The organism is Microvirga yunnanensis (genome assembly GCF_025460875.1).
This window is the reverse complement of sequence record NZ_JAMXFI010000182.1, coordinates 1-16,237: the sequence shown is the minus strand read 5'-3', so window position 1 is coordinate 16,237 and position 16,237 is coordinate 1. Positions and strand designations below refer to the sequence as shown.

The 16,237-nt window shown below is 64.7% G+C and carries 12 protein-coding genes; 7 read left to right on the top strand and 5 right to left on the bottom strand.

Annotated features, from left to right (window positions below):
- Positions 1-424: ClpB D2-like domain containing protein (locus tag NF876_RS41420; protein ID WP_507237403.1), on the top strand; the 424-nt coding region annotated here is incomplete at its 5' end.
- A 15-nt stretch (positions 425-439) separates the two neighbouring features.
- Here NF876_RS41420 and NF876_RS41415 read toward each other — a convergent pair.
- From NF876_RS41415 to NF876_RS41405, 3 genes are all read right to left on the bottom strand, one after another.
- Positions 440-1,789 carry an HlyD family type I secretion periplasmic adaptor subunit gene (locus tag NF876_RS41415; protein ID WP_262273542.1) on the bottom strand — a complete coding sequence of 450 codons (1,350 nt, stop codon included), beginning with the start codon at positions 1,787-1,789 and terminating at the stop codon, positions 440-442.
- Positions 1,789-3,597, bottom strand: coding sequence for a type I secretion system permease/ATPase (locus NF876_RS41410; RefSeq protein WP_262273541.1), 1,809 nt, complete (start codon positions 3,595-3,597; stop codon positions 1,789-1,791). The genes NF876_RS41415 and NF876_RS41410 overlap by 1 nt, the downstream gene beginning before the upstream one ends.
- A gap of 118 nt (positions 3,598-3,715) precedes the next feature.
- Positions 3,716-5,056, bottom strand: a complete 1,341-nt coding sequence (locus NF876_RS41405) for a hypothetical protein (RefSeq protein WP_262273540.1) — start codon at positions 5,054-5,056, stop codon at positions 3,716-3,718.
- Positions 5,057-5,846: 790 nt separating this feature from the next.
- Between NF876_RS41405 and NF876_RS41400 the strand changes: the two genes are divergently transcribed.
- Together NF876_RS41400 and NF876_RS41395 are read left to right on the top strand one after the other, a co-directional pair.
- Entirely contained in the window at positions 5,847-6,641 is a 795-nt protein-coding gene (locus NF876_RS41400; RefSeq protein WP_262273539.1) for a response regulator transcription factor, read from the top strand.
- Between the two features lie 190 nt (positions 6,642-6,831).
- Positions 6,832-8,019: a hypothetical protein gene (locus NF876_RS41395; protein ID WP_262273538.1), complete on the top strand. Its 1,188-nt coding sequence runs from the start codon at positions 6,832-6,834 to the stop codon at positions 8,017-8,019.
- 656 nt (positions 8,020-8,675) lie between these two features.
- Here NF876_RS41395 and NF876_RS41390 read toward each other — a convergent pair.
- On the bottom strand, positions 8,676-9,401 hold the full coding sequence (locus tag NF876_RS41390) for a Crp/Fnr family transcriptional regulator (RefSeq protein ID WP_262273537.1): 726 nt from the start codon (positions 9,399-9,401) through the stop codon (positions 8,676-8,678).
- A gap of 100 nt (positions 9,402-9,501) precedes the next feature.
- Entirely contained in the window at positions 9,502-9,777 is a 276-nt protein-coding gene (locus NF876_RS41385; protein WP_373696796.1) for a hypothetical protein, read from the bottom strand.
- Positions 9,778-9,929: 152 nt separating this feature from the next.
- Here NF876_RS41385 and NF876_RS41380 point away from each other — a divergent pair, with 152 nt between their 5' ends.
- The 4 genes from NF876_RS41380 to NF876_RS41365 all read left to right on the top strand — a co-directional run bounded on the left by NF876_RS41380 (position 9,930) and on the right by NF876_RS41365 (position 15,949).
- Complete coding sequence (locus NF876_RS41380; RefSeq protein ID WP_262273536.1) at positions 9,930-10,958, top strand: chemotaxis protein CheB; 1,029 nt, start codon at positions 9,930-9,932, stop codon at positions 10,956-10,958.
- A gap of 84 nt (positions 10,959-11,042) precedes the next feature.
- Positions 11,043-14,684 (top strand): CheR family methyltransferase, encoded by a 3,642-nt coding sequence (locus tag NF876_RS41375; protein ID WP_262273535.1) that lies wholly within the window; start codon positions 11,043-11,045, stop codon positions 14,682-14,684.
- Between the two features lie 76 nt (positions 14,685-14,760).
- A complete protein-coding gene (locus NF876_RS41370; protein ID WP_262273534.1) occupies positions 14,761-15,651 on the top strand; it encodes a LysR family transcriptional regulator in 891 nt (296 codons plus the stop codon).
- A gap of 97 nt (positions 15,652-15,748) precedes the next feature.
- The gene (locus NF876_RS41365) at positions 15,749-15,949 is read left to right on the top strand and encodes a hypothetical protein (RefSeq protein ID WP_262273533.1); all 201 of its coding nucleotides are present in this window, start codon (positions 15,749-15,751) and stop codon (positions 15,947-15,949) included.
- The last annotated feature ends 288 nt before the right edge of the window (positions 15,950-16,237 follow it).

Sequence of the window (16,237 nt, the reverse complement as noted above, 5' to 3'; positions counted from 1 at the left end):
CATCGTGTTCCATGCCCTGGCGCGGGGCGAGATCCGCTCCATCGTCGAGCTTCAGCTGGAGCGCGTCAGGCGGACCGCCCATGGCCAAGGCGTCGATCTTGAGATCGACGCCAGCCTTGTCGACCACTTGGCGGCCGCCGGCTTCCGGCCGGAGTTCGGCGCGCGCGAGCTGCGGCGCCTCATCCGCTCCGAGCTGGAGACCCAGCTGGCCCGGGCGATGCTGGCGGGCGACGTCCATGAAGGCGACCGGGTGACCGCACGCTGGGACCGCGACCAGCAGAGGGTCGTGCTCGAGCCCCAGCCTCGAGCATCAGGGACAGAGCCGGTTCCCGCCGGCGCCGAGGGCGAGCATTCCAATGCGGTCGAGATGGAGCGGGACGCTCAGACGGGATCCGGGAACAAGGGACACTCGGCCGCTGAATGAACCCGGCAGCTGGCCTCAATCCTCGCGGAACGCGCGATTGAAGCTGTCCATCACGGGGCGCAGCATGTAGCCGGCCGCGGTGAACTTGCCGGTCTTGATCAGAACCTCGACGGGCATGCCGGCCATGACCTCGACACCGGGCAAGGATGAGAGCGAATGCTCGTCGAGACGGATGCGCGCCGTGTAGAACGAGCGCTGCGTGGTTTTGTCGGTCATGCGGTCGGCCGACACATAGGTGAGCGTTCCTTCCACAGGAGGAACGCGGCGGTGCTTGTAGGGCATGAGCCGCACCTGCGCCGGCAATCCGGGATGGACGACGTCGATGTCGTCGGGCCTCACCTGGGCGGTGATGATGAGGCGATCATGCTTCGGCACGAGGTCGAGCAATGGCTGCCCCTCCCCTATGACGCCGCCGGGCGTCCGGATCCGGAGATCGGTGACGACCCCATCCTCGGGGGCGCGCACCTGGGTGCGGGCGAGGACGTCCCGAGCGGCCTCGGCCCGTTCGGACAGCTGGTAGAGGAGCGCCTGCACCTCGCGCAGGCTCTGAGCGATCTCGGCCTCCCGATCGCTGCGCAGCTTGAGGATCTGAGCGTTGGCTTCGCCCACGCCCTGTTCGGCACGTGCCATTTCCTCCTGCGCCTGGCCCTGGCGCCCGTCGATCTCGGCCTGCTCGCGCTCGAGAGCCAGCTTGCGCGGCTGCGCGATGATACCTCTAGCGACCAGAGGCGCAATGGATTCCATTTCCTTCTTGATGATCTCCGCACGTTTGGCCGCCGCACTCACCTGATATCGCAGGCCCAGCATCTGGCGCGAGATCTGCTGCTGCCGCTGGATCAGCACAGCGAGCTGCGACTGATAGAGCTGGCGGCGGCTGTTGAAGATTCGCTGCTGTCCGGCGAGCATCTCGGCGAGCGCCGCGTCCGTCTCCGCCGCCTGGCGCAGGGGCAGCGGGAACTGAATCGTGTCGGTCCCGTCGCGCTCGGCGAGCAGCCGCGCCTCCCGGGCCTGCGCCTCGCGCAGCTGTCCCTGGAGGGCCTCCGCGCTGGATCTGGCCCGCGTATCGTCGAGCTGGATCAGCGGCTGGCCGGTCGTCACGGCATCACCGTCCTTCACCAGGATCCTGGCGACGATGCCGCCTTCCAGGTGCTGCACCGTCTTGCGGCTCGTTTCGGCCTCGACCGAGCCGGACGCGATCGCGGCGCTTTCGAGCGGCGCCGTGACCGACCAAATGCCGAAGCCGCCGATGAACACGACCACGAGCCCGAAGGCGACGGCCGTCAGCCACCGGATCCGGTGGAACGGAGTGGGGGGCGGCGGGGGCAGGACATCCGAGAGGTCGATGACGGGAGATGTTCTGGCCATCACGCGGCTCCCTTGCCGGCCTGCTGACCCGGTGCGGCGATCATCGGTCCTTCGTTAACCTTCGGCATGCGCGCTTCAGGCTTCGCCCTCGCCTGCTGCGCGACCCTGATGGCCGTCCGTCCCTGGGCGATTTTCTCGGCGATCTCGCGGCGCTCGCCGTAGGCGTTGACCAAGCCGTTGTCGAGCACGAGCACGTTGTCGGCGACCGACAGAATGCCGAGGCGCTGGGCGATGACGATGATCGTTGCACCGCGAGACTTCATCTCGTCGATGGCCCGACGGAGCGCCTCCTCGCCTTCTGGGTCGAGGCTGGCATTCGGCTCGTCGAGAACGATCAGACGGGGGTCGCCGAAAAACGCACGCGCGAGCCCCAGCTTCTGGCGCTGACCGCCGGAGAGCCGCGCTCCGCCCTCGCCGATATGGGTGTCGTATCCCTTGGGCAGCCGCATGACGGTGTCGTGAAGATCCACCAACCGCGCAGCCGCAATCACATCCGTGGAACTCGCCTCGGACAGGCGGGAGATGTTCTCCGCAACGGTCCCGGCGAAGAGCTCGACGTCCTGGGGCAGATAGCCGAAGTAACGATGTCCCCCGGAGGCCATCCACACCCCGACGTCGGCCCCGTCGAGGCGCACATGCCCGGTGGTCGGCGGCACGGTGCCGGCGATCAGGCGACCGAGGGTCGATTTCCCGGCCCCTGAGGGCCCGACGACACCGAGCACCTTGCCGGCACAGACCATCATCGAGAGGCGGCGCACGACAGGCTCGGTCGATCCAGGCGGCACATAGGTGAGTTGCTCGACTTCCAGGAGGCCGCTGGGCGGGGGCAGCTCCATACCCTTCACGGGCGGCGGCGCGGCCTGCATGATGCGCCGGATGCGGTCGTAGGCGAGCCGCACGTTGGTGACGGCCTTCCAGGTGCCGATCGCTCCCTCGACAGGGCCGAGGGAGCGGCCGAGCAGGATCGAGGCGGCGAAGATCGCCGCCGGGCTGACATCGTGCCGGATCACCAGGAACGAGGCTGCCGCCATCACCAGCACCTGCGCGAGGAAGCGCACGAAGCGGGCCAGTGCCTGGATGGCCGAGGCCCGCGATCCCGCCGAGAGTTGGGCGGCCTTGGCATGCGCCTGTTCATCGGACAGGATCCGCGCCACGCCGGGCAGCATGCCCATGGCGGTGATCGCCTCCACATTGCGCATCAGCGACTCGAAGCGGTGCTGGCTTTCGGATGAGGCCGCGGAGGCCCGCGCGAAGGGAGCCCGGGTCACGGTCTCGTTGAGCCATGCGAAGCCGAACAGGATGAGGGAAGCCACGATCCCGATGGCGCCCAGCAGCGGGTGCACGAGGGTCATGGCGAGCAGAAAGATCGGCGTCCACGGGAGGTCGAACAGCGCCGTGCACGCCGATCCACCGAAGAACTGGCGCAGGGTGCCGAGATCGCGCCAGGCCTGTGCGGCTCCTGCCGGATCGGCTCGCAGCGCGGCCTGCACGGCCGCGGTGAGCACGGGAGCCTGCAGGCGCTCCTCGAGCCAGCCACCGATGCGGGCGAGCATCTCGCGGCGCAGGGCCTCGATGACCGCATGGAGCGCCAGCGCGAAGATGACGATGAGGGTAAGCATGAAGAGCGTGTCGAGGCTCTGGCTCGACAAGACGTGGTCGTAGACCTGCAGCAGGTAGAGCGGCATGGTCAGGGCGAGCAGATTGACGAAGAAGCTCAAGCCCGCAACGAGGGCCAGCGAGTAGCGGCAAAGCCGGAAGGCGTGCTCCACCTCTGTCTGATGGCGGGCCTTCATCCAGTTCAGGGCCATACGCGATCTCCGGGCACGTCATAGGAATTGGGCGAGCGCTTGTACAGCGGGAGCAGGGTACGAGCGCCAATCCGGGACCGCAGGTTCGCTGCGGTCCCGGATGGCCGTGGCCGGCACTTCAGACGGTGAAGCCGAAGTCGAAGTCGCCGAAGTCGAACGTGAAGGCCAGGCTGGCATCCTGCGTGGCATCCATCGTCTGGTCGAGATCGACCGTCACCGCCTGGTCCTGCGTGGAGGTGGCGTCGGAGTCGTTGTTTTGGCCGAGGTCGAAGTCGCCGATATCCTGATCGGAGGCCGCGGTTCCGCCACCGCCCTGGTTCACGCTGGCCCCGGCATTGCCGCTGGCCGTGGAGTCGATGTCCGCTACGGCGTCGTTGTCACTGTGCGCTCCGGCATTGCCGGCGGCGGTGCCGCCATTGGCGGACGCGTTCCCGCCCGTCGAGGAACCGGCCGTCGTGTCGCCGCCGGCCGTGTCACCGCCCGTGGCCGCGCCAGAGGCTGAGTCGCCGCCCGTGGTGTCGCCGGAAGCCGCCGTAGCGGCACCGCCAGCACCGCCCGTGCCGGCGCCACCCGTCCCGTCGCCGCCAGTGGCAGCGCCGGATGTCGCCGCACCGCTCGTGCCGGCGCCGCCTGAACCGGCCCCGCCTGTGCCGGTCCCTGAGGTGCCGTCGCCGCTGGCGCTTGTGCCGGCGCCACCATAGCCGCCCGCTCCACCGGTGCCGTCGCCGCCGGCGCCATCGCCGCCCGTCCCGTCACCGCCTGTTCCGGCTCCGCCCGTACCGTAATCTCCGTCACCGCCGGTGCCATCGCCGCCAGACGCGTAACCGCCACTGCCGTAGCCGCCCCTGCCGTCGCCACCATCGCCTCCGTCGCCGCCGGTCGCTGCGGAGTCGCCGCTTGCCGCATCGCCCGAGTACCCGTCACCACCGGGACCATTGCCGCCCGATCCGTCGCCCGTGTCCGCGTCTCCGGAATAAATCGGCCCGCTCGTGCCGTTCCCGCCGGCCCCATATCCGCCTTCGCCGCCGACGGCACCCGCATTGCTTCCTGCCGTGTCCCCGGACGTGGAGTCGCCGCTATCGGTCCAACCGCCTACGGTGTCGCCGCCTGTCGCGGACCCGCCGGTCGTCGTGCCGCCCGTGGCGGCGCCGCCATTGGCGCTGTTGGCAGCCGTGGCCGTTGAGTCGCCACTCGTCGTCACGTCCGAGTCCACGTCGGAGTCGTTATCCGTGGCGACATTCGTATCGGCCGTGTTGTTGGCGCTTGCATCGTTGTAGGCCAGCTGAACCGGGTTGTAGTCGACCGCGGCCTCGTTGTCGTTGTCTTGGTCAATGGTCGAGGTCTGACTGGTGCTTGTGTCGGTGTTCTGCCTCTGCAGCTGATCCAAGGTGTTGTTCAACTCGACGTCGAGATCGAAATCGAACCCGAATCCGCTGAGCAGGTCTGATAGGTCTGCCATTCTCGCGCTCCTCACGTGGTTGCCGCCGCCTCGTGGAGTTGCAAGGCGGTTTGGCAGAGAGTCCTGCATGCGCGGCATGAGAGAAAGTTGCCGATTTGCATGCCGCAGAATGGGTGAGGAGAAGGATCCGGTCGCCCATTCGGGTGACACGCCTTCTTTCACATGCGGTGGCGCACCTGCCGGATCAGCCGAACCGGTAGGTCTTTTCATGAGGTACCCCTTAAGGGGCTTATGCGTCTCGGATCGGCTAAGACGATGATTCACTTGCGCAAACCATCGCTTTCGGCACTCCATTGAGGCGGACCGTCGGACGTACTGCTAATTTGTCTCCGGTCCCATGCCGGCCAATTGATCCGTGTGAATGCCGAACCAGTTGGATGATGGGAAAGCTTCCTTTCTCATCACGCCGGGGAGGCACCTGTGACAATTGACCTATTCACGGCGGCCTTGGGGTTGTCCGGCCTGAGAGAGTGCGAGCAATAGTCTCGGCTGACGCTTCAAGGCATCATCAAATTGAAGCCGAGCCTGGCAGTTCGATTACTAGAAACTGGCATGAAAAACGGTTAAAATAGGCGCGTGATTATTGTAGAACAGCCAGTGCGCGCCGTTTGCGTCTTGAGCGTCAGGTGCCGAGTTCCGCCGTTTGGACGATCAATGGCAGGATAGCCCTGTAAATAGTGCCTGCTTGGCCTTAGCGCCCCATCGTTGCGTAATATCAGTCGCCTTAGGGAACGCAAAAATTCTTGGGAACGCATTCAATGAGATTCGCCTCACATGAAGGAGGGTTGTGATGCATTTTTCGTATGCAGCGCCCGATGGTGACCCGAATGGTATGAGGCAGGAGGCTCTCGTCATCATCGATGATGAGCCGTTCTCGCAGGAATGTCTCGTCCACGCGATCGGCAGTGCGTTCCCACGCACCCCCGTCGTAGGATTTTCCTCGGTCAAAGAATTTTCTCATGCTGGCGAGTTGGCAGTCGGCTTGGTGCTGCTGAGGTCTCAGCAGCATTCACTCTCGGGAAGCCAGCTGAACGATGAAACCAGAGACATCCTCCAGAACCGTCCGGACGTGCCGATCGTCATCCTCTCCATGTACATGAGGACGAAGGATGTCCGGGACGCGATTGCCATGGGTGTACGCGGCATCATCCCGATGACCACTTCTTTCAAGGTCGCGGTCGCGGCCCTGCAGCTCGTGATGGTCGGAGGAACTTACTTCCCTCGCTTCGCGAACGGAGACTTGCCTGTCGCCGCCGAAACCAAGGATGGGCACGGACTACATCCGGAGGTGCCTACACGGCTTGTCCTGCCGCATGCCGGTGAACGAAACTATTTCGAGATCGTGGAGCAACCCGGAGACGTGATCAAGACAGAGGCGAACGGGTCGGGGGTCATCTTCACGGCGCGGGAGCTGGACGTCCTGGAGGCTCTTCAGAAGGGATGGTCCAACAAATGGATTGCCCATTCGCTCAACATCTCCGAGAACACCATCAAAGTGCACATCCAGCGTATCATGCGAAAGCTGCACGCCACCAACAGGACGGAGGCGGTCATCCGGCACCGTCAGCTCAATGGCTTGAGCTGAGGCCCGTAATCCGATTTGGTGTCGTCCGTTCGAATGAGGCCGAGCCAGCCCGCTCTGCGTCCGAGCACCGACCGAGCGATGCCCGATCGCCCAGGCAGGCGGAGCAAGGCGCCTGAATGGGTGACTGGCGCAGCGGGATACCGGCGCTCTACACTGTCTCTTCCTCAGTGGCCGCGCGAGGTCGATTCTGATGCTGCCTCCCGACAAGGGAACCCGAAACCTGCTCCCGCTCCTGGCTGACAAGCAGGACGGAATCGTTCAGGTGGCCGAGGATGAGGGCAGCCCGGTCCGTCCGGTCTCGGATCCTGGGCCGTCGGCTCCCCATTCGTCCAATCCGACCAGCGATCCGGCGCCGGTCCGCGCCGATCCCGCCCATCAGCCCGCCACGTCGCCCTTTGGAACGGACCCGGCTCCGGCGGCACACGACCTGGCCTCTCACGCGGTCTCGTCCTCGGGACCGAAGGGTTCGACGGATGCCATCGGCGGACATACCCGGGACGGCATGCATATCGACGACAACGGCACCGGGTCGGGCCAATCTTCAGTCTTAGGGTCGTCCATCGGCTCTCCCGCAGCAGCTCCTCATGCCTCAGGGGCCGTCCCGAGCGGCGCCTCCCATCGCATGCCGGGCGAGGCCGCAACCGACGAGGGGCAGAAGGATCCAGGGCATGCCCTGGACGGCGGGGGCTTGCATGCGCCGTTGTCGGAGGCCGCAGCAGCACCTGCAACGCTCCCGGGAGCCGGTCTCCCATCGGATCCGCCGGCCCCGGCCGGCATCCCGATCGCCGTTCCCGACAGCGACGACATCCATATTGTCCAGACCGCCTTCGTGGATCAGGACGCGGACGTCCTGCTCAATGGCTGGATGGGTGAAAGCAAGATCCGCGTCTTCATGGACAACGACGCGGACATGACCCAGGACGCCGACGTTCGGCTCGATGTCGACGATAACAACCGTGTTTTCCTGCGCCTCGACCAATCGATGACGATCGACCAGAACACCGAGATCGACCTCGACATCTACGAGGTCAAGGGCGTTCTCTATGTGGACCTGTATCTCAAGAACGAGGTCGATATCGTCCAGGATACGGAGCTCGACCTGATGATGGACGGCTGGCACGGCAAGAGCCAGTTCGTCGTCAACAATCATCTCGATATCAGGCAGGACGTCGACGTGGACGTGGATATCGACGATGAGCTCGAGGAGAAGTTCGCGATCAAGGTCGCGATCGGTGTGAAACAGGCCGTCGACGTGGACCAGGACGCCGACATCGATGTCGGCTATGCCGATGGCGCGATCGGCATCGATGTCGATGCGGTACAGACAGCGACGATCGACCAGGATACGACGCTCAGGATCGACTTTACCGTCGTCTAGAGCATCGGACGGTCGGGATGGCCGGCACGAGGCGGGTGATGACCGGCTGGCCTTCCGCCAGCGCATCACGCGGACGAAAGCGGGCCACGTGCGTGACCCTCTCCCGTCATCACCCGCTCACACCACCCTCCCGTCCCACCTCCACGTCATCACCGGGCTTGTCCCGGTGATCCCGATACGAGAGGCGCCGCGCTTCAAACAATCGGGATGGCCGGGACAGGCCCGGCCATGACGTGAGAGGGTGTTGTCGCCGGCCCTTGCCACCTTCTCCACGTCATCACCGGCCTTGTGCCGGTGATCCCGCTCCTGTGAGGCGTTGCGCTCTTCCGATCGGGATGGCCGGCACAAGGCCGGCCATGACGTGTGGAGGGTGTCATCACCCGCTCTCACCATCCTCCCACGTCACCACCGGATTCGATCCCAACCTGGACCCGCTTTTCACGTCCGAGGCTCCCTCTCTTGACCGGCGCATCGGAAGAGGCGGACCTAGAGCATCGGACGGACCCAGAGGGCCGCGTCAGCGAAAAGTGGATCCGGTTTTCCGTCCTGACCGATGCTCTCATTCAAGAAGAAAGCATCGGATGGATCCCAAAAGTGCAAGTCCACTTTTGGGTCCGATGCTTTAGCGGGCCACGCCAGTGACCCGAAGGGCCACGTCATCGTTTGAGGTGAAGATAGGCGGAGTCGAAGTCGCCGGCCGCTTGAAGGGCTTCCCAGTCGGGAATGTGAAGCGTGCCTCCGCGCAGGACGATCAGACCCTCGCTTCTCAGATCCTGAAGCACCCGATTGACATGGACCGTGGACAGTCCCAAGGCATCGCCGAGCTCATTCTGGGTGACTGGCAGGTCGTAGCCGTGCTCGCCGGCAAGCCCGACCGCCCTGAGGCGCATCTGCAGTTCGCATAAGAGGTGGGCGATGCGCTGATAAGCCGAACGGCGCCCGATTCCGATCATCCATGCGCGAAACATCGCCGCGTCGATGAGCGTGTCACGCCACAATACGGCCCCGAGGCCGGGATGCCGCTCCAGAAGGGCACGAAGGCTCTCGTGCGGGATCAAGGCGATGCTGCTCGTGGCGAGGGCCCCGATGCTGTTGTCCATCACCTTCAAGTGGAGACTCTGCAGATCGGGGATATCGCCCGGAATATAGAAGCCCATGATCTGACGCTTGCCGTCCGAAAGGATCTTGTACCGGCAGATGAACCCGCTCAGGACCAGGCAGCATTCCGACGGCCGGTCACCATCACGGACGATGTCGCTGTCCGCTTCGAAAATCTTGACATTCATCGGCAGGTCCAGGACTGCCCGCTTCTCCTCATCGGACAGATCCGCAATGCTGTCCAGCTTCCAGAGCAAAGGATTGAGACTGGCCTGTTTGTGCATGGCAAGGCTCATCATAGCACCTCCAGACCGTCTTTGCAGAGCGACATTGCCCAGTTCGGCGCGAGGGGCAGGCCCCTTTCCGGCACGATATCGCCGCCTCTCATTCCTTCATCGTGGCGTTTGGCTGAACATGGGTCGAAGGCAACGCTCCCTGCCGCGCCAGCTCGAGCAGGATCTCGTCCCGGTGGCCGTACCACGCCACCAGGGTCGCACGAAATGTTTGGAGCAGTTTCTCTGCTTCGCTCACGTCGTGGCCGTCCCGACGCAAGGTTTCGATCAGGACGATCTGGTCGGTCACTCGCCTTTCCCCATCGGCAATATCACTCTCGGCCTTGGCGAGAGCCTCCTGTTCAGCTGAACGATCCGGCATGGCCACGCTCGCGTCCATCATGGAGCGTCCCAGGTACCGACGCGGCTCCCAGGGCTTAAGTTCCCCACGGCACTTGAAAATCCGACCCCCTCATCGCCCTTCTGGAACTGACGCTTCGACCGGATGTTCCCCCTTTCAGAACAACCCGAGAGCCGTCCATGAGCAATCGTGACATCATCGTGATCGGCGGATCTTCGGGAGCGACGGCCCCCCTCAAGGCGATCCTGGGCGCGCTTCCCCCGGATCTGCCTGCGGCCGTGTTCATCGTGCTCCACATCCCGGCTCGGAGCGTGGGCATCCTGTCGACGGTCGCATCGGCGGCCGGCCCTCTTCCGGTGCTTGCCGCCGCCGATGGCATGCCGATCACTCCCGGCCACGTCTACCTGGCCGTTGCGGATCATCACCTGCTCCTGACCCAGGGGCGCATCAAGCTGGGTCGGGGCCCGCGGGAGAACATGGCCCGCCCCGCCATCGATCCGCTGTTCCGCTCTGCCGCCGCCGCCTACGGCTCCCGGGTGATCGGGATCATCCTGAGCGGATTGCTCAATGACGGGGCCTCGGGTCTGGAGGCCGTGAAGCGCTGCGGCGGCGTCGCTATCGTGCAGGATCCGGCCGAGGCCGCCGCCGACGAGATGCCGAGGAGTGCCCTGGAGGCGACATCGGTCGATCTGTCGGTTCCAAGCGTCCGGATCGGCGACGTGCTCTCCGATCTCGTCCGAGAGGCCGCCGGCCCAAGCCTGCCGGTTCCGCCGGAGATCCGCCTGGAGGTCGACATCGCGGCCGGGGAACGGGTCGACAGCGAAGTCATCGGCAAGTTCGCCGATCCTTCGGCGCTCACCTGCCCCTCCTGCAGCGGGGTGCTGTCCAAGGTGCGCGGAGGCAGGCCGCTCCGGTTCCGCTGCCAGGTCGGCCACGGCTTCACGGCCGACATGGTGGCGAAGGAGCAGGAGAATGCCGTGGACGAAGCCCTTCGGGTCGCCCTGCGCATCATCGAGGAGCGGGCCGAGCTGGTCTCCCGCATGGCCGAGGACGGGCGCCGGAGCGGTCGCAAGGCGGTGGCTGAGATGTACGATGAGAGGGCTCTCGAATACCGCGGTTACGCTGACACCCTGCGCCAGGCCGTCCTGCAATCCATGACCCCCCTCGCGCCCCGCGTGGACGAAGGCGGACAGGACAACCAGGAATAGGATGCAGCAGCATGACGGAACTTTGAGAGGTGGTGCAATCCCTTATAGTATGGCAATCCCCTCCCGGAGCTGGGAATCGTCACCGTGGCCGCGAAGAACAACAAGGCAACCTCCTCAGAATCCGCCCCGAGTGGGGAGACCGGACGACGGGGCGTTTTCTCGGTCGTTGCCGTGGGAGCATCCGGGGCCGATAGCCATTCCCTCGAACGCTTCCTGGCCGGACTGACGGTCGGCGAGGAGATCTCCGTCGTTCTCGTCTTCCAGCAACGGGAGGCCTTGAACGAAGAGCGGTTCAGATCGGCGCTGTCGGAGCACGGGCGGACCCTGACCTCGGCGGCTCATGGAGCCCTCGTCGAGCCCGGCAAGATCTATTGGTCGGCTCCCAACACGATCCTGACCGTCGAGGACGGTCGTTTCCGGATCCGCCCTGCGCAGGAGCCCCCGGGCGAGCGGGGCACCATCGACAGCTTCCTCATCTCGGTTGCCGAGGACCAGGAAGGAAAGGCCATCGGGGTCATCTTCTCCGGAACGGACGGAGACGGGACGCTCGGCGTCACGGCTCTCAAGGAGGCCGGCGGCCTCACGCTGGCGGAGGAAAGTCCTGAACTGGCCGGGGAAGGGATCGTCCCCAACCACAGCCCCGCGGCTCTCGTCGATTTCGTCCTGCCGCCGGAGGAACTGGCGGAGCGGGTGCAGCTTTATGCGAGCCACCTCGCGCGCTACGGCGAGGCAGCCCACCTCGAGGCGGAGGCGGCCGAGATCTCCGGCACCCTGGCCAGCATCGCCACGATCCTGCGCAACCAGACCGGCCACGACTTCCACGGCTACAAGCCGAACACGTTCCTCCGTCGCGTCCAGCGCCGCATGCAGGTCGTCCAGGCCGAGACGACCGACGCTTACGTGGAATTTCTGCGCAGCCATCCCGAGGAAGCCCAGAGCCTCTTCAACGATCTCCTCATCGGCGTGACGCAATTCTTCAGGGATCGCAGGGAATTCGAGCTTCTGGAAACCCAGGTGATCCCCAGGCTCTTCGAGGGCAAGAGCCGCAGCGACCAGATCCGGATCTGGGTCCTTGGCTGCTCTACGGGCGAAGAGGCCTACTCCATCGGCATTCTGCTGCGCGAATACATGGCAGGGCTGGACACCGTGCCGCACGTGCAGATCTTCGCAAGCGATATCGACGGCCGCGCCCTCACGTCCGCCCGGGTGGGACGGTACACGGAAGCCATCACGAGGGACGTAAGCCCCGAACGCCTGGCCCGATGGTTCGTCAAGGAGGGCAACACCTATTGCGTGGTGAAGGAACTGCGGGAGATGTGCATCTTCTCGCAGCACAGCGTCATCAAGGACGCTCCGTTCTCGCGTCTCGACATGATCTCCTGCCGCAACCTGCTGATCTATCTCAATGCGGATCTCCAGGACCGGGTGATCCCCCTCTTCCACTTCGCGCTCAGGCCCGGGGGCTACCTGTTCCTCGGCAACTCCGAGAACATCTCGCGCCATACGAGGCTCTTCGCGCCGGTCGATCGCGGCTATCGCATCTTCCAACGCCTGGAAACGAGCGCCCGTATCCTGCCGGACTTCCCCTTCACGGCCGTCGACCGCAAGCCCGCCGAGAGCCCGCCGCTCCTGCGGCCCCGGCGCATCGAAGGCAGCTTCGCGCGCCAGGCCGAGATGATCGCGGAGCGCTACGCTCCGGCCTATGTGGTGACGGACGAGAACTTCGACGTCATGCACTTCTCTGGGCGAACCGGGCGCTACATCGAGCCGGCCGGCGGCACGGCGACGCTCAACCTGTTGAACCTCGTTCACAGCGACCTGCGCCTGGACCTCCGCGCGGCCCTGACCAAGGCGGCGGAAGAGCACAAGACGGTCCAGATCGACGGCCTCCGGATGGGCTCGAACGGCAGGAGCCTGATCGTCGATATGGTCGTCGAGCCTTTGCGCGATCAGCCCAATGCGGCACCGGGATTCGTCGTCGTCTTCAAGGACAGCGCCGCTCCCGTCGTGGAGGATGCCGGCCCGACGGCTGGCAGTTCCTTCCTGCGTGACGAGCATGTGCAGCGCCTCGAGACCGAACTGCGCGTGACCCGTGAAAGGCTTCAAGCCACCATCGAGGAGCTCGAAAGCACCAACGAGGAACTCAAGTCGTCGAACGAGGAATACCAGTCCCTGAACGAGGAGCTCCAATCGGCCAACGAGGAGCTTGAGACCTCGAAAGAGGAGCTGCAATCCGTCAACGAGGAGCTGACCACCGTCAACGGCGAACTCGCACATAGGGTTCAGGAACTCGGTCGCTCGAACAGCGATCTGAAGAACTTGTTGGAGAGCACGCAGATCGCAACGATCTTTCTCGACAACGACATCCGGGTGATGAACTACACACCCGCCGTGACCGAGATCTTCCACCTCGTCGAGACGGATGTCGGGCGCCCGATCGCACATATCAAGTCGCGTGTAGCCTATGACGAGCTTCAGGACGATGCCCGGCGCGTGATACGCACGCTTGGCAGCGTCGATCGCGAGATCGAGGATCCGACGACGGGCACCCGCTACATGATCCGCGTCCTGCCCTATCGCAGCGTCGATAACTATATCGGGGGCGCGGTGGTCACCTTCACGGACGTCACGCCGCTCACGCGGGCGCAGCAGGCCCTGCGCGAAAGCGAAGAGCGGTTCCGCGCCATGGCCGAGCAGGCCGAGGTGGGCATTGCCATGACGGATCGCGAGGGCCGTGTCATCTATGTCAACGATCGCTATTGCACGATCCTCGGCCTGACCCGTGAGCAGATCGTCGGCCGCACGGTTCAGGAGCTGACGCATCCGGAGGACGCGGGACGCAACGGGCCCCTGCTCGAGCGTGCGGTCTCCAGCGGCGAATCGTTCGTGCAGGACGGGCGCCACCTTCGCCCGGATGGTTCGGTCGTCTGGGTGCGGAACAACGTCAGCGCTCGACGTGACGCCGCAGGACAGGTGGTGGGCGGCCTGACCGTGGCGATCGACCTCACCGAGCGGGTCCGTGCAGAGGAGGCCCTGCGGGCGAGTGAGAAGCATACCAAGCTCCTGCTCGCCGAACTGCAGCACCGCGTCCGCAACACCCTGGCGGTCGTGCGATCGATCACACGGCGAACGGCCGCGAACAGCGAGACGGTCGATGACTACGCCATGCATCTCGAAGGGCGTATCGAAGCGTTCGCCCGCACGCAGACCATGGCGACACGGACGGCCGATGCCGGAATCAATCTCGAAGAGCTGGTCAGGGACGAGCTGCTCGCCCATGCGGTCCGGGACGACGAGAAGGCCCATGTGGACGGACCGCCCGTCCGGCTCCAGACGCCCGCGGCGGAAAAGCTGGGAATGGCGATCCACGAGCTCGCCACGAATGCGGTCAAATACGGGGCTCTCTCAGAGGCCGATGGTCATATCGACATCACCTGGCGCATCGAAGCCGTCGACGGCAGCCGCAAGCTGAGGCTGGAATGGCGGGAGAGCGGTGTTCGCGTGGCAGCCTCGGCCCCGCGCCGGCGCGGCTTCGGCACCGAGCTGATCGAGCGCACGCTCCCCTACGAGGTCGATGCGACGACGGAGCTTGAATTCACGCCGGGCGGCGTGCGCTGCGTGATCGAGTTTCCGCTCAGCCAGCGGACAGCCATTATGGATGCTCCATCCTCATCGCACGGGCGCCCCGAGGACGATCAGACCGATGCCTCGCACCAACCCTCTTGAAGATTAGGCTTGACCTGACGGGCTCGCGTGGTCTCCATTTGGCCGCACGTCGAGCCGCCAGCCTAAGGGATCTGCATTGGACTGGGACAAGATCAGACTGTTCTACGAAGTCGTCAGCGCCGGGAATTTCACCCGTGCCGGCGAGAAGCTCGGTGTCAACCAGTCGTCGATCAGCCGGCAGATCAGCGCTCTCGAGCATGAGCTGAAGGTCCCGCTCTTTCACCGTCACCCCCGTGGCCTCGTCCTGACGGAGCATGGCGACGTGCTCTTCCGGGCCGCCCAGGACATTCGCGTCCGCCTGGACGAAACGCGCCAGCGCCTGACCGAGACGAGCGAGCGTCCGGCAGGGGAGCTCAAGGTGACGGCGACCGTCGGCATCGGCGGCATCTGGCTCGCGCGGCGCATTGCGGAATTCCTCGATCTCTACCCGGAGGTGCATATCCAGCTCATTCTCACCAACGATGAACTCGATCTTGCGATGCGGGAGGCGGATATCGCGATCCGCCTGCGCCTCCCGGCTCAGCCCGATCTGATCCAGCGCCGCCTCTTCACCATCCAGTATCACGCCTATGCGGCCCACACCTATATCGAGCGCTTCGGAGAGCCCGAGAGCATCGACGATCTCGACCGGCACTCCATCGTCTGCCTCGGCGGCGATCAGCCACCCTTCATCCTCAACCTGCATCGTCTGACGAGCCTGGGTCGAAACCCCAAGGACCCTCGTCCCAGCCGGTTCGTGGTCAATGACAGCCTGGCGCTCCGGCAGGCGATCGAGAACGGGGCGGGAATCGGCATGGCTCCCGATTACGCCATGAGCAACAACCCGCGGGTCAAGCAGGTTCTGCGTGACGAGCAGATGCCGACCCTCGACAGCTACCTCGTCTATCCGGAGGAGATGCGCTCCGTGGCGCGTGTCCAGGTCTTCCGCGACTTTCTCGTCTCGAAGGCCCAGCGCTGGGATTTCTGAGCCGGACGTTTCAAGCGGTGGAAAGGCTCAACCTCATTTTCTCCACGATTCTTAGGCTACTTTAAACCTTTCCAGAAATTCTCAGGGGCCCATTCCCATGTCACGGTCTTTCGTTGCCGTTCTCAGCATTGCCCTCGGCCTTCCCTTTCTCATTCTCCTGGCCCTCGTCTCGTCGGCCTCAGGGGTGAGCGCGAGTGTGCTCACGAACGCGCTTGGCCTCGTGATCATGTCGGTGGTCCTGATGCTGGTCGTCTTCGAGATCAAGCGGATCGCCGATCTGCCCCCGGATGCCCATTGAGATCCGGTTCCGCAGGCCGACCGGGAGAAACCCTGGCCCAATGAAAAGAGGATCGGGCGTTGAACGCGCGATCCTCATGTCTTCTCCTTCGAGAGGGGAATGGTCTAGCGCATCGGACGGACCCAGAGGGCCGCCTTTTCCGATGCGCCGGTCAAGAGAGGGAGCCTCGGACGGTTAAACGGACGCATATCCAGCTGCCTTGAGGTAGTTCCAGCATTCGTGTGGCTCGAACAAGTCGCAGATTTCACCGAGCGCTCGCCAGAGCGCGTCGAACGTTCGGGCCTCAGC

Excerpts from the sequence above, each read along its gene's own strand:
- NF876_RS41415 (WP_262273542.1), bottom strand. The coding sequence starts at position 1,789 with ATGGCCAGAACATCTCCCGTCATCGACCTCTCGGATGTCCTGCCCCCG.
- NF876_RS41410 (WP_262273541.1), bottom strand. The coding sequence starts at position 3,597 with ATGGCCCTGAACTGGATGAAGGCCCGCCATCAGACAGAGGTGGAGCAC.
- NF876_RS41405 (WP_262273540.1), bottom strand. The coding sequence starts at position 5,056 with ATGGCAGACCTATCAGACCTGCTCAGCGGATTCGGGTTCGATTTCGAT.
- NF876_RS41400 (WP_262273539.1), top strand. The coding sequence starts at position 5,847 with ATGCATTTTTCGTATGCAGCGCCCGATGGTGACCCGAATGGTATGAGG.
- NF876_RS41395 (WP_262273538.1), top strand. The coding sequence starts at position 6,832 with ATGCTGCCTCCCGACAAGGGAACCCGAAACCTGCTCCCGCTCCTGGCT.
- NF876_RS41390 (WP_262273537.1), bottom strand. The coding sequence starts at position 9,401 with ATGCACAAACAGGCCAGTCTCAATCCTTTGCTCTGGAAGCTGGACAGC.
- NF876_RS41380 (WP_262273536.1), top strand. The coding sequence starts at position 9,930 with ATGAGCAATCGTGACATCATCGTGATCGGCGGATCTTCGGGAGCGACG.
- NF876_RS41365 (WP_262273533.1), top strand. The coding sequence starts at position 15,749 with ATGTCACGGTCTTTCGTTGCCGTTCTCAGCATTGCCCTCGGCCTTCCC.